A 13,698-nucleotide genomic window follows, 5' to 3' on the forward strand; every position below is an offset into this window, starting at 1 on the left:
CATGTCAGAGGAATGAGACATAATTTCAATATATTGCTATCACGATTGGCAAGCGCCCGGACTCAGCGGCGATCTTATCCCGATCTCTCAGGTGGAGGTTGGACGCCCTGCCCCTTCGCCGTCCCGGGATTGGCGGATAAACAGCTGCATCCGGTCGTCGGATATCGGCTCGTCGAATTTAACGTGCACCGAATATTCATTGTCGAGAAGGCGATACCCCTTTACCGCCAGAACCACCCCCTGGCAGGAGGCGACGGCGTCGCCGATCTCCCTTGCGGGCAAGACGATCCTGATGCTGGTGCCGATCAGCGATCGGGACAGCTCTTTCCGCGAGAGGCGCAGGAAGAAGGAGACGCCGCCGGCCGAGATGTCGAACAGTTCACCGTTGACCTGCTGGCCGGTACTATTTCCCAGCAGATCAAGAAAATCGATGCTGATCCGACCGGAAACGCTGATGCGCCGGTCCTTGCGGCGATCCTTGTCGGAAAGCCGGAAAAACCGATCGATATCTTCAAACTTATGACAAAAATCGTTCAATTTCGATTTCAGCGCCGGATATTCCTCATGCCAGCGCAGAAGATCTCTCAAGGTCAGGATTGAAATATCGGCTTGGCCGACACTGACGGCAGAGACGGTCCACACCGAGGCATCGAAGAATACCCCGGCCCCGAGTATCTCACCGCTGACCATGGTCTTGACCTCGATATCGCTGTCGCCATCACGGAAAAAAATCTTCACCTTGCCGGAATTGATGAAAAACAGCGCGGTCTGATGCGTTCCCTGGCTGACGATAATCTCGTCGTCGTCAAAACGCCTGTGCTCGAGGCAGTGATACAGGGTGCTGAATTCTTCCGGAGTCAGTATCTGGTAGAGATTTTTCCAGACATCGAGATGCCCTCGGTCGACGGCGGCCTTTTTTTCCTCTTCAATGATCTCCGCCGACTTGACGATGTCACCAAGGGCCGTCGGATCGGTTTCAATCAGCCACTCGCGCAACCGCTCCGCCTGACCGAAATTGCCCATCCGGGCGGTCCTGAAGACGAGGTCGAGCATCATCCTCCGCGCCGTTTCTTTCTGCCCCTGGGCGAGAACCGTGCGCACCGCCCGCTCTTCCGGAAGACCGGTGATGTCATGTGACCCCGACGGGGCATGATCGCCGCTCCGCCCATCCTGCCTGGATCGATGCATCCTGAGCCGTGCTTCCCGGAGCTGACGTTTTTCCTCTTCCCGTTGTGCCGCCTCGAGCTGCGCACTGGCCTCTTCAGCCGCAGCCCAGACAGCCGGACCGATCTTTCTGCCGGCCCGTTTGCCCTTGAGCTGCAGAAATCCCTGCAGGGCCATGACTGCCGGCGAATAGGGACAGCGACCGAGAACCTTGCACACATCGGTCAGGAGCGCATCCCGGATAGTATCGGAAAAATGTTCATGTTCACTGAGAAGTTCGCCGAGAACCGCCGCGACCTCCTCGTCGCAGAAGAAGATCAGTGCCTTGACCGCATCCGGCCGCAGCAGTTCGCCGGCTTCCGAGGCCACCCGCAGCAGCACCTCTTTTTTCCGGTCGCCGCTGATCCGGTACAGACAGTCAAAGGCCTCACGCTGAACCCGCAGATCCTCATGGAAAAGGTAGGGGGTGACAAGATCGACATCCTGTTCTTCGCCGGTTCCGGCCAGCAGTTTGATCAGGTTGCGCTTGCCGTGCCAGGGCATCGGCTCCGGAAGCAGCTCGCGAAGGATCGGGAGCAGTATTTTCCCGGTAGAGGTCAGGAGATTGAAGATCCTGAGCCGATCGTCGGTTTTGTCGGAATCCAGCAGGGCATGAACCAGAAAGCGGCCGACCACCGCCCCCTGCATGCTCAACCGGCGACCGCGTTGTTCATTGAACGGGTCGTCCAGGTATTCCTGCAATTGTTCCGGCAGGGCCGAGCGATCGATTTCCCGGTCCTGTATCCGCCCGACGAGAACCTGCACGGCCGGAGATTTCTCTATGATGCCGGCGCGAATCTGGAAGAAGGTCTCGAGAATCCGGTCGCCGGCGGTGATGTTCCCTCTTCTCCAGGCCTGCTCCATGAAGGCGTGAAGGAGAGCGGCGATTTTTTCGTAAACGAAATCGGCCGTATCCGACCTTCGAAACCACAGCAGCACGGCTTCGATGATTTTCGCCAGCAAATCCCAGCGTTTTTCGGCGACGAGGGTGTCGCCGACGATGGCGAGACTCTGGATCAGTCTGGCCTGCATCGCATCGTCTCCCTCCCGGAATTGCTGGTTCAGGAGGGTAAGCAGGGCAACGGCCTGTTGATCCTTTCCGTCCCCGATCCACTGCTGGATGGCGGGAGGAATGCCCATGACCAGCTCATCGTTCTGCAATCCACGAAGATCGCCCTTGAGCAGGGCCTGCAGACCGGTGCCGATCCGTTTTGCCTGCCGTTCCCGCTCACCGGCCTCCATAATTTTTTTCGCCTTCTCGAGACCCAGAAAGTGCCGTCCTTTGCCGGTATCGAGAAGCCTTCCCAGTGTCGCTGCGAGCAACCCTCTCCCCCCCCGATCTTTATCCCCGGCCCGGCGCAGAGTCGATTCCTGCCGCCGCAGACGGTCGATGATCTTGCCGAAAAGTTCGGTATCGATCCGGCCCAGCAGGGCCTCGAAGAGCATGGCCCCGAATCCCTGGGGAAACGACTGGACCATGACCAGCGCCAGAGACGTGTCATCGAGCCCATGACAAAGCAGATCGGCGGCCTGGACTGCCGTCGCCTGTTCATTGTTCTTGTCAATCAGGCCTCCGGCAGTTTCCAGCATCTTCGTAAAAGCGGCGGTAACGGCAAACTTCCTGTGCCGGCGAAGATCGAGGACCAGCGTGGCGACCGCGGCGGCCACCGTCGCCGCCGCCTGTTGGGGATTGCCCAGCTCGGCCCTCAGGTCATCGATGACAGGTCGCCCCTGCTCCCTCCCGAGGAGACAGTCCATATAATCCTGGCGGGCGGAGGCGATCAGGGTCCTGTCCACCTCAGCCTCTTCGACCTCCTCGGCAAACCGGTACTCCTCGGGGAAATACTCGTCCAGCTTGAGGGTGCGGGCAAATTCGCGCCCTCCGCCCTCCCTCTTGATCTTGTCAACGCTCGAGGTGAACATGGAAAGGATCTGGCTGAAGACATGGCGGTCGATTTTTGATTTCAAGACCAGAAAATCAACCCCGATGACCTCGAGATGACGGTAGACCACCAGATTGGTGATTGTCTGCAGCACCGGGTCGGGGATGGGCTCACCACAGAGCACCGGCTTTTTTTCCTGCACACTGATCACAAGGTCGCCATGCTGACGGACAAACTGCTTCAGCGCCTTGTACCCGCGTTCGACCGCATTGTTGATCTGGGGGGCGTGGGGCGGATACAGGCGAACGGTCATAATGGCGTTGTTGAAGGCCTTAAGGGTCTCGAGCGCCTCACGCTGCTTGTCAGGTTCTTTCATGGTTCCGGTTCCTGAGAAAGAATGCTGCCGACCTGCGTCACCACGTCGACAGCCTGTTGACGGTGAACATCTTCTGTTGCCGGCCCCCATTCCGGAACAGAATGGCTGCAGATCTATGCGGTCCCGGGATGCTCGTCGCAAGCAAATATCCTGCGGCACGCTCCATTGGCAACTCCCTGCCACAACGGCGACTGCATCGATTTTCCACAATCAATCTGGGAATATGCCCTTCAATTGATTACACAGCTCAACCATGAAAGTCAAGCAATGCAAGCAGTCAGTTTCACTTGCCGGCCGGCGACGGCGATCACCCGGCCCGATGGCGCGGAGCGACAACCTTGTAACGCCGCAGTTCCCGGAGTACTTCGCAGAGCGGCAGGCCGACGATGTTCGAATACGAACCCGAGATCCGCTGAACAAGGAAGGCCCCTTTTCCCTGGATGCCATAGGCGCCGGCCTTGTCGAGTGGTTCCCCGGTTGCCGCATAGGCCCGGGCCACGTCCTCGCCGAAGTCTGAAAACCAGACCGAGGAGACCACCGAGCGCCGCACCAGAATCCCTTCAGCCGCGCAGGTCACGCAGAACCCGGTCCGGACCGTGTGCTCCCGACCGGCGAGCGCCAGCAGCATGGCGACCGCCTCCTCGGCGTCCCGCGGCTTGCCCAGGACCTCGCCGTCGACACAGACGACGGTATCGGCGGCGACAATCCAGCTCGCCGGGAAAAGACGGCAAACTGCCAGGGCCTTGTCCCGGGCCAGCCGCAGGACCAGGTGCTCAGGGTCTTCACCGGCCCTCAGCTGTTCATCGACGTCGGCGGACCACACCGTGAAATGAAGCCCGAGATCCTCGAAATAGGCCCGGCGCCGCGGCGAATTCGAGGCCAGGACCAACGGTTTGAGGGAGACGAACATGGCAGACCTTTTTTTAAAGATACCCGATGCATGCAGATTCCGGCTTCAACGACGGGGACGGGAGAACCGGCAGGCCTACATCTTTAAACTGAAACCTGCTGAAGGGAAAGGCGAATCTGCACCCGGACCTTCGCCGGCCGGCCGCAGGGCGGCGAAGGTCCGTCGGCAACCGCCGCAGACAGATCGCACTGACCGATATCATCGCCATCAGCCATTCACAACCGGGAAGCGAATTGCTATAGTGGGCGAATGAAACAGAGCGCGTTCCGGTTCCCGGGCCCATTCATCAAAATCACGATCTTCCTTCTCTGGCTGATCCTCTTCGGTCTGCTGGTGCAACGCGATTTCTTCATCACCACCCTTGACCCGGAAGAATCGTCGGCGATCGTCCGAGCCGAACGGGAAGAATACCAGGGAATCTATTTTCACGACCGCAAGATCGGCTACGTCGCCACGACCTTCGAGCCCCGCGACGACGGCCGCATCACTCTGGATCAGAAGGCGGCGATGATTCTCAACGTCGCCGGCGGCAAGCAACCGATCAACCTCCACCTCAAGGCGGTCATGACCGTCGACAGCCGGCTGCAGGACTTCACTTTCTCCTTCCGCTCCCCGTTCTACCGGATGCAGGCCGACGGCAGATCCTCCGGCAACAGCGTCAGCTTCACCCTTGCGACCGGCGGTTCGACGATCAGGGAACGGATTGAACTGCCGGCGCCGCCGATGCTCTCCACTTCGCGTCGCGAGTACCTGCTGAACCAGGGCATCAAGGTCGGGGAGAAGGTCCGCATCCCCTGGTTCGACCCGCTATCGCTGGCCGGCAAGGACTCGGTGATCGAGTACCGGGGCCGGGACAAGGTGCTGATCCACGGGCGGGTGCAGAATCTCCACCATTTCATCGAAACTGTCGCCGGGGCCCGGATAAGTTCCTGGCTCGACGACCGCGGCGACGTCCTGAAGGAGGAATCGCCGGCCGGCTTCGTCTTCCTCAAGGAACCGAAATTCAAGGCCCTGGCTCAAAGCGGGGAGATCCCGGACCTGCTGGCGGCGGTGGCGGCCGGATTGATCGGCGACATGCCGCCGCTCGACGACCTTGAGCAGATCCGCTACCGCCTTCATTTCCCCGACGACGGCGGCTTTGTCCTGCATTCCGGCCGCCAGCGCTACGCGGACGGCATCCTGACAATCGACCGCGAGTCGCTGCCGCAGGTCCCGGGCGCATCTCCAGCCTGCACCGCCGATCCCGCCGACCTGGCCGCCACCCGGATGGTGCAGACCGGTCATCCAAAGCTTACGGAGCTGACAGAACGGATCACCGCCGGCAAGACATCGAGGCTCGAGGCCCTCCGGGCGATCGCCGCCTGGGTCCACGACAACCTGGAAAAACGGCCGGTGCTCGGCCTGCCCGACGCCCTGACGATCCTCGCCAGCCGCATCGGCGATTGCAACGAACATGCCGTGCTCTTCGCCGCCCTGGCCCGCACCGCCGGCATCCCCTGCCGGATCGCCGCCGGAGTGACGTTCCTGAAGGACGCCTTCTACTATCACGCCTGGAACGAGGTCTGCCTCGACGGGCAGTGGATCACGGTCGACACCACCACCAACCAGCTGCCGGCCGATCTCGGCCACATCAAGTTCGTCGAGGGCGAGTTCAGGGACCAGATCCGCATCGGCGCCCTGCTCGGTCAGCTGTCAATCGAACCCCTGCCGCCCGCCGCCGCTTCCCCGGCGACTCAGGACCACCAAGGACGCAATCAGCGATGACCGCCACCGTGCTCGACCTTCATCACCTCAGCAAGAACTTCGGCAGCTTCACCGCCGTCGACACTGTCAGCCTGACGGTGGCGGCCGGCGAAATCTACGGTTTCCTCGGCCCCAACGGCGCCGGCAAGACCACGACCATCAAGATGCTGGCCGGCCTGCTGCGGCCATCGGCCGGGACGGTGACGATCTGCGGCCACGATCTCGCCGGCGCCCCCCTCGAGGGTAAACGTCTCACCGGCTACATCCCCGACCGCCCCTTCCTCTACGAAAAACTGACCGGCGACGAATACCTGCGCTTCATCGCCAGCCTTTACCGGCATCACGCCCCCGAAAAGGTCCTGACCGCGGCCGGCCGCTACCTCGAGCTGTTCGACCTCGGCGACTGGCGCCACCACCTGATCGAGGGCTATTCCCACGGCATGCGCCAGAAGCTGATCATGACCTCGATCTTCATGCTCGACCAGCCGCTGATCATCGTCGACGAACCGATGGTCGGGCTCGACCCGAAAAGCGCCCGGATCGTCAAGGAGCTCTTCAAATCCCTGGCGGCCCGGGGCACGGCAATCTTTCTCTCCACCCATTCGATGGAGATCGCCGAGGAGCTGTGCGACCGGATCGGCATCATCCAGCACGGCCGCCTCACCACCACCGGCAGCATCGCCGAGCTGCGGGCACAGGCGGCAGCGGGAAAGAAGAATCTCGAGGAGGTCTTCCTCGAACTGACCGGGGCCTACGAGCTGCAGGGCATCATCGCCGCCCTGCGGCAGGATGCCGGCGATCGGAACCTGAGGTAAACGGAGAGGTATGTACATATACCTGCCACTTCATACGGAGCCGGATTTGGTGATAACATGACAATCAACGGCTTTGTTTTCTTGAACAATCTATAAAAGATATTCAGGGATGATGTAAGGATCCGACTTTCTTTCCCGGTTTACAATTGCCGATTGCAGTCTCTATTTCATGGAAAGAAAACAAAATCAAAAAGAGGTAAATTCAAATTGCATTTTATCTCGACCATGCTATTCTCCATTCTAGAATCTAGAATGGAGAATGATTCATGTTGAAGCCACAGGATATTTTCGTTCTGCTTAAGCTGGTTGTGATGGGATCACGGCCATGGTCGTATACAATTTTGGCTGTGGAACTGGGAATGAGCTCTTCCCAGATCCATTCGGCGGTCAAGCGCGCCTTGGCCGCAAAGCTGGCAGTACGCCAGAGTGAGAAGATCGCGCCTAATTTCAGAAATCTCGAGGAATTTCTCATCCATGGCCTTAAATATGTCTTTTGGGCTGAGCAGGGAGAGATGACCAGGGGGATGCCGACCGCCTACGCGGCCCCTCCGCTTGCGGAATTATTGGTCAGCACCGCTGCGGAGCCTCCCCCGGTCTGGCCTGATCCGGACGGCGAGATACGTGGAATTGCCTTTCGGCCATTACATAAGCTGGCACCCCAGGCAGCGCGCGCCGATAAAAATCTCTACGAGCTACTAACCTTGGTGGACGCGGTTCGCAGCGGCCGAGCCAGAGAGAGAGAAATCGCCACTAAAAAATTGAGAATGCGGTTGGAGCAGTATGCATCGGATAACAAACCCCAACCTTGAGATCTTGGAAGCAGCAGCCGAACTCCTTGACGAATTGATCGACCAACTGGTTTTCCTGGGTGGTTGCGCTACCGGTCTACTGCTCACAGATATGGCCGCCCCGCCGATCCGTACCACACAAGATGTGGATGTCATCACCGAAGTAGCGACCATGACGGAATATTATCAGTTGGCTGAACGGTTGCGAGCAGGTGGTTTCCAAGAAGATACAAGTGGGGATGCCCCGATTTGCCGCTGGAAAGCGGGTAGCCTTCTCCTCGACGTCATGCCGACTAATCCACAGCTGCTCGGTTTCGGGAGCGTATGGTATCGAGAAGCCTTCGAGACGGCAACGCTCCAGACTCTGCCATCAGGGAAACGCATCCACATGATCACGGGACCTTATTTTCTGGCGTGCAAGCTGGCAGCCTTCAGAAACCGTGGCGAAGGTGATTATCTGATGAGTCACGACATGGAGGATATAGTGGCGGTATTGGACGGAAGGCCTGAAGTGGTGGGAGAGATTGGTCAGGCTCGAATCACGCTGCGGCGGCACTTGGTCGAGGGCTTCCGGGAGCTTTTAGAAAGCCATCGATTTCGCGAGGCCCTCTCAGGCCATCTTCCGCCGGATGGGGCGAGTCAATCCAGGGTCCCGACCATTCTCTCACGCATAGAGCAAATAGCTGAATTGTAAAGAGCAAGCGTTCATGAATAATGCATATCAGGAATATGTTTAACATGCAGTTATTATTAAGTAATTTACCTTGCCATTGTGAATCTTTAATGCCAACATATGGAAATACATTGTTTTTCTCCATGGTTATTTTCTCCTGAAAGTCACAATTTCAGGAAGCTTGGGAAAATACCTAACGACTAATCGAGATATTCTTGTATTATCATCTGAAAACGACCAACATAATTGTTCAAACTAGCAGCGATTATAAAAACGGTGAAAGAAGCAAAAAGCCCATTGAACTTTTAAGCTCTCTTGAGGATTTGATTGATTCTGGTAAGGATTTTGCTTTTATCGATAATATCACAAAACTGTGCAATAGCAGGACGGATTCCGTCCTTAGAATAACATGGTGGGCGTCATGAGTTCCGAACTGTCGCAAATCCGAAAGCGCACCTTTGGAGCCGCAATGAGAACGATGAAGGCGCCGCATTCCATGTGCCTTTCGCCGGGGGCGATCTGCGAGGAGGAGGCAATTCGTGCGCACTCGGTTCAGAACGCGATGACGCTTGAGCTACTTCAACGAAGTGGGCACGTTGTTGCGCCAAGATTGAACCTAAGTTTCGCGAACGGTCCTTGCATGGCTTTTGAAAAAGTCGGTAGGAACGTCGTAACGACGTTTCACGGTCTCTGTGCCAAGCATGATGCTGAGATCTTTCGTCCGATCGAGAAGAGCACTCTTGATTTGACGAATCCAGAGCATCGTTTCCTCCTATCGTATCGAGCGGTTTTGAAGGAGGCGCACGCTACGGCGAAGTCGGCACGGGACACCCAAGCTGGCTATCAGGCAGGTGTCGCAAACGGCTTGTTCCCGAGTGAACCGTGCGAGCCTGGGATGTTAGCGGTTGAACACATTTCTCTGGCCTACATGACTCACGAACATAAGCAGCGTTACGATTCAGCATACCTCGCAAAAACTTGGGATGCGGTGGAGCACTATCAGAGAGACTTGGGTGTCGGGCCTTCCGTTGCGGTGAACGCATTGCTCTCTACTGGTCGCTACAGCAGTGTCACGGATTCCCTTGCATATGCGACGCTGAACGTGTTCCCGTTCAATGGCTCGACGATTCTTTTGGCATCGTTTCTTGCCGAGCATGCTCGCGACTTTTCGAGATCGTTCAAACGATTCTTCAACAGCGGCCCCATCTTGGAGCAATTGTCGTACCTGATATTGAAGCGCTGCGAGAACTTCGTTCTATCGCCGGACCACTTCGATTCCTTGTCCGAAGAGCAAAGAGCTGAGTGTCTCAAGCACTTTGAGCGCAACATCGGCAGCAACAAGTGGGAGCCAGATAACCTCAAGTTAATCAACATATTCACTCGCACATGACGCCCAACGATACGTTCAATCGGACCGTGGGGAGAGATTTTGATGATTCCTGATGCGATGTTGGGCCGCAGCCAGACACCGCTTGAACAACACAACCAAGTGTAGCTTGCTCGCGTCGCCTACGGCGCTTGTCAGCACCGCGATTAGCCTTTTGAGTAATTTCAAATAGGAGCGTGAAATATGAGAGAACAGGCGGAACCTTTATTGGCCGAGATAGATCGTTACCTGGAAGCCCCGCTCAATCAGGACGTGGCTGCACGTCTGATCGAGAATAGGAACGGAATAACTAAACTTCTCGATGCATTAGATCAGAAGCACTTTGGTGCGGCCTTTATCGGCAAGATCGGCGTCGGTAAAACATCCGCAATATGCAAGGTCGCCGACCTACAGTATGACGGCCCCGACAATGAGCAGGTGGAGGTCCTGAAGACAGGGGCCGGCCGAACCACGGTGTGTGAGGTAGCGATCGAGTATGCACCTCGGTACTCCATCAAAGTTGAGCCGATGCCGAACGAGGAAGTTCAGCGAATAGTAAGTAACTTTGCCGACTTCATATGGGCGAAGGCCCACAGGACCATTGCCGATGAAGACGAGGGCGGCAATCTTCTGAGTGAAGAACTCACCCGATGCATACGGAATATGCTCGGTCTCACAATTGAGAAAAAGAAAGAAGACGGCAAGTGGCGCTCAAGTGATAAGGCACTAGAATTCTCAAAGAACTGTAAATCTGTAGAGGAAGTGAATGAACTTATGTTCTCTTGCCTATCGCTCGAGAGCAGGACAGAAACCGAGTTTTGGCCAAACCCAGAGGAATCAAAAAGATGGCAGGTCTGGCTCAAAGAAATTTTTGCCCGGATTAACGATGGAAAGAACAAAACAGTTTCAATTCCCGCACGTATAATAATCCGAGGACCGTTTCCCTTAATGCAAGGGGGTAGCGTCTGGAGCATTGTCGACACACGCGGCATCGATTCTTATATCCATCGGGAGGATATTCGAAGGGCGCTGGATACAGAGGGAGTATTTCCAGTAATTTGCTCCTCGTTCGTGGATGCCCCGGATGCGGATTGCAGGTCGTTTTATGAACTGGGGGTCGAACTGGGGCTGGGTAGCCGTGTTGCTCGTGACGTAACCTTACTAATTTTGGACAAAAACGAGTCAGATAAGATTGCAGACATCGACAGCGATATTACGGACCTCGAAGATAGGAAAAGCATTGGTCGAAGCATTAGGGAAGAACAGGTTTCAAACAAGATCGCGCATGAATACAAGATCAGTCCGAATGTCATCACATTTGATAGCAGGATCGATGCAGAATCTGAGATATGGGAGGCATTAGAGTCACGGCGGTCTGCCTACATAACCAGCAAATCGAGAGAGCTGGTCACGCTTCTTTCCGCATCACAGGAACTGCTTTCTGCCGAAGGGAGCAAGGCCGAGGCCTTTGAACATGACATCCATGCCCTGATGGTCGATTGGCGTGCAAACGCAGATGCTAGATCACCTGACTGGAGTCATTTTGGTGAGTACATCAAGAGTGTCTTTTCCGCAACACACCATCGGACTCTCGCGGCGAGCATCGATCGAAAGGGTTCTTGGTACAACCTAAACGTCTACGAGGCTATCAATCAACGCGCAAGGTCGAGCGCCGTCAAGTTCTGCGGAACTGAAATATTGGAAATTAAGAATAGTTTTGCCCTATTGCGCGGCAAGTACCCAGAGTTTTCTAACCAGATTGACGCGCTGGAAAGCGAGTGTGTTGCTCAGTTCGATTCCTTCTCGGTTTACGTGGGTGTTATAGCAATGGAGCATTGGATCGAGCAGGTAAAGACGTTCGTATCGATCTGGCATTCGATGGCTGCTGAATGGGGGCGCGGCTCCGGCTATAAGAACAGAGTTATCGAGCACTGGATAGCTTGGATAAAATCAGAGCAATCCATATTGATACATAACGCTCTTTTGCGGCGGATTGCCTCAGCTTGGGGCCGCGTTCTCACCGAGGGACAAGGCTAACAACAGGTTCCAGCCGACATTCACGCCTTCGGGGCTTCGCCCCTGCGGCGCGGCTGCGGCTGAACTTGAGCGTTCAGGGCGACTGTGCAGCGATTGAAATTGCCGCTCGAAATCTCAAGAAATTTACAAATTGCTTAAACGTTACCTTCCTACTGTATATACGAACTACAGGAGTCCTCATCTCCTATCAGGGTTAACTTGCAACTACCGAAGATATCCAATGATCGTCCTCAAATGAAAATCCTGACCTCGTTTTTTGCCAACATGATCCGGCGGATCCTCCCACGCCCTGAATTCATCCAGGATCGCGAAATATCGCTCTATCTTCTCCATATCCGGCAGACCATAGTAAACCGACAGTATCAGTATAGCGGTGTCTCTGCCAGCGTCTAGCAGCTCAAAAATCGAGGTTTCTTCATTTAAGGCATGAGCCTAACCGCTAAGCTCTTCGAGCAGATCCGACACCACTGCTCCCTCCTGGTTGATTTCCACTGAGGTTACGGATATGAGCCTGACTATCTTCTGACAGCAGGTCGGGGCCGTTGGTGTCCGACGGGGGGGACGAATTGGCCCAAACGGTCTTGAAGTTGGCCAAGGTGTTGTCCAAATCCTTGGCTCAGAAAAAATGTGAATTGATCGGTAAAACAGCATTGTCAAAGTTCTGATAATGAATATCATTCCCTGACCACAGATGTTGTATGGGTAATTTTTTTAAATTCAACCTGACGAGGTCAACTATTATGAAAAGATTATGGATTATGTTATTGCTCGTGTTCTCTGCTGCAAATTTAGCCACAGCCGAGGAAATCAAGCTCGGTGAGCCGTTGACCCTCACCGAAGTTACTAAAGTGTCCGAGATCAACAAGAATCCCGAAAAATACAAAGGCAAGCGGATCCTCATCGAAGGTATGGTCATCAACGTCTGCGCAGCACGGGGATGTTGGCTGGATATTGCCAGTGATATGCCTTTCGAGAAAATTCAGGTCAAGGTGGTCGATGGTGAGATCGTTTTCCCGATGGAAGCCAAAGGAAGAAACGCCAAGGTGGAAGGGATCGCCGAGGAACTGAACCTCTCCAGGGAAGAGGCGGTTGAAATGGCAAAGCACCAAGCAATGGAATCAGGCGGAACCTTCGATCCAGCAACCATAACCGGACCAGTACGCCTTGTCCGCCTGAAGGGCCTTGGCGCTGTAATCCAATAGCATCGATATGGGCTGGCGACGAATCAACCATGTCCTGCACCGGGACATTGGTTATATCTGCATCGGGCTGACCATCATCTACGCCATCAGCGGGGTGGTGGTCAATCACACCTCACATGGTTTCAATCCCAGTTACACCATCGAAAAAACGACGGCTGAAGTATCCCCACTGCCGCAAGGAAACGAGCCATCATCGGCTTACGTGGCACAGGTCCTGCGGGAATTGGGAGAAACAGCCGGGTTGAAAAATGTGGCAATGCTGTCGCCACAGACAATACGGATCTTTGTGGAAGGCAATACCATCGATGTCGATCTAGGCTCCGGCAAGGTACTACAGGAGAAGGTCACGCGTCGCCCTCTGCTTTTTGAAATGAACTACCTCCATCTCAACAAAGCAAAGGGCCTGTGGACCTGGCTGGCCGACATCTATGCAATCGCCCTCCTGATCGTGGCGGTAACCGGCATGCTGATGATCCGACGTGCGACACGATGGCGGGGTATTATCCTTACCGGGACCGGATTCCTCATTCCCTTCCTCTACCTGCTGATCATGTCATGAGATACCCTCACCCCAGGGGTGAAATGTGATTCACTCTTCCCCTTTTCCGTATCCGTCAAAATAACCGCATCTGTTTTTCCCTGCACTGAGCTGTCATAGTGGGACCACCTTTTATCATGGAGGAGCTTCACTATGAACATTGC

The 13,698-nt window shown here is 55.6% G+C and carries 10 protein-coding genes; 8 read left to right on the top strand and 2 right to left on the bottom strand.

Annotated features, from left to right (window positions below; all coding sequences use genetic code 11):
• Positions 1–87: 87 nt before the first annotated feature.
• Together HNQ81_RS07520 and HNQ81_RS07525 are read right to left on the bottom strand one after the other, a co-directional pair.
• Positions 88–3,462, bottom strand: a complete 3,375-nt coding sequence (locus HNQ81_RS07520) for a cyclic nucleotide-binding domain-containing protein (RefSeq protein ID WP_183349892.1) — start codon at positions 3,460–3,462, stop codon at positions 88–90.
• Between the two features lie 307 nt (positions 3,463–3,769).
• A complete protein-coding gene (locus HNQ81_RS07525) occupies positions 3,770–4,372 on the bottom strand; it encodes a Maf family protein (RefSeq protein ID WP_183349894.1) in 603 nt (200 codons plus the stop codon).
• A 249-nt stretch (positions 4,373–4,621) separates the two neighbouring features.
• On the opposite strand from HNQ81_RS07525, the gene HNQ81_RS07530 reads away from it, so the two are divergent.
• The 8 genes from HNQ81_RS07530 (at position 4,622) to HNQ81_RS07565 (ending at position 13,555) form a co-directional block, all read left to right on the top strand.
• Positions 4,622–6,136 carry a transglutaminase-like domain-containing protein gene (locus tag HNQ81_RS07530; RefSeq protein WP_183349896.1) on the top strand — a complete coding sequence of 505 codons (1,515 nt, stop codon included), beginning with the start codon at positions 4,622–4,624 and terminating at the stop codon, positions 6,134–6,136.
• Complete coding sequence (locus HNQ81_RS07535; RefSeq protein ID WP_183349898.1) at positions 6,133–6,930, top strand: ABC transporter ATP-binding protein; 798 nt, start codon at positions 6,133–6,135, stop codon at positions 6,928–6,930. The genes HNQ81_RS07530 and HNQ81_RS07535 overlap by 4 nt, the downstream gene beginning before the upstream one ends.
• Positions 6,931–7,196: 266 nt before the next feature.
• The gene (locus tag HNQ81_RS07540; RefSeq protein ID WP_183349900.1) at positions 7,197–7,739 is read left to right on the top strand and encodes a hypothetical protein; all 543 of its coding nucleotides are present in this window, start codon (positions 7,197–7,199) and stop codon (positions 7,737–7,739) included.
• Between the two features lie 4 nt (positions 7,740–7,743).
• Positions 7,744–8,412, top strand: a complete 669-nt coding sequence (locus tag HNQ81_RS07545) for a hypothetical protein (RefSeq protein WP_240191833.1) — start codon at positions 7,744–7,746, stop codon at positions 8,410–8,412.
• A 400-nt stretch (positions 8,413–8,812) separates the two neighbouring features.
• The gene (locus tag HNQ81_RS07550; protein ID WP_183349904.1) at positions 8,813–9,781 is read left to right on the top strand and encodes a hypothetical protein; all 969 of its coding nucleotides are present in this window, start codon (positions 8,813–8,815) and stop codon (positions 9,779–9,781) included.
• 180 nt (positions 9,782–9,961) lie between these two features.
• Positions 9,962–11,794 carry a hypothetical protein gene (locus HNQ81_RS07555; RefSeq protein WP_183349906.1) on the top strand — a complete coding sequence of 611 codons (1,833 nt, stop codon included), beginning with the start codon at positions 9,962–9,964 and terminating at the stop codon, positions 11,792–11,794.
• A 740-nt stretch (positions 11,795–12,534) separates the two neighbouring features.
• Positions 12,535–12,996, top strand: a complete 462-nt coding sequence (locus tag HNQ81_RS07560) for a DUF4920 domain-containing protein (protein ID WP_183349908.1) — start codon at positions 12,535–12,537, stop codon at positions 12,994–12,996.
• A 7-nt stretch (positions 12,997–13,003) separates the two neighbouring features.
• Positions 13,004–13,555, top strand: coding sequence for a PepSY-associated TM helix domain-containing protein (locus HNQ81_RS07565; RefSeq protein ID WP_183349910.1), 552 nt, complete (start codon positions 13,004–13,006; stop codon positions 13,553–13,555).
• Positions 13,556–13,698 lie beyond the last annotated feature (143 nt).

The sequence above is a fragment of the Desulfoprunum benzoelyticum genome (assembly GCF_014201505.1).
GTDB classification, from domain to species: domain Bacteria; phylum Desulfobacterota; class Desulfobulbia; order Desulfobulbales; family Desulfocapsaceae; genus Desulfoprunum; species Desulfoprunum benzoelyticum.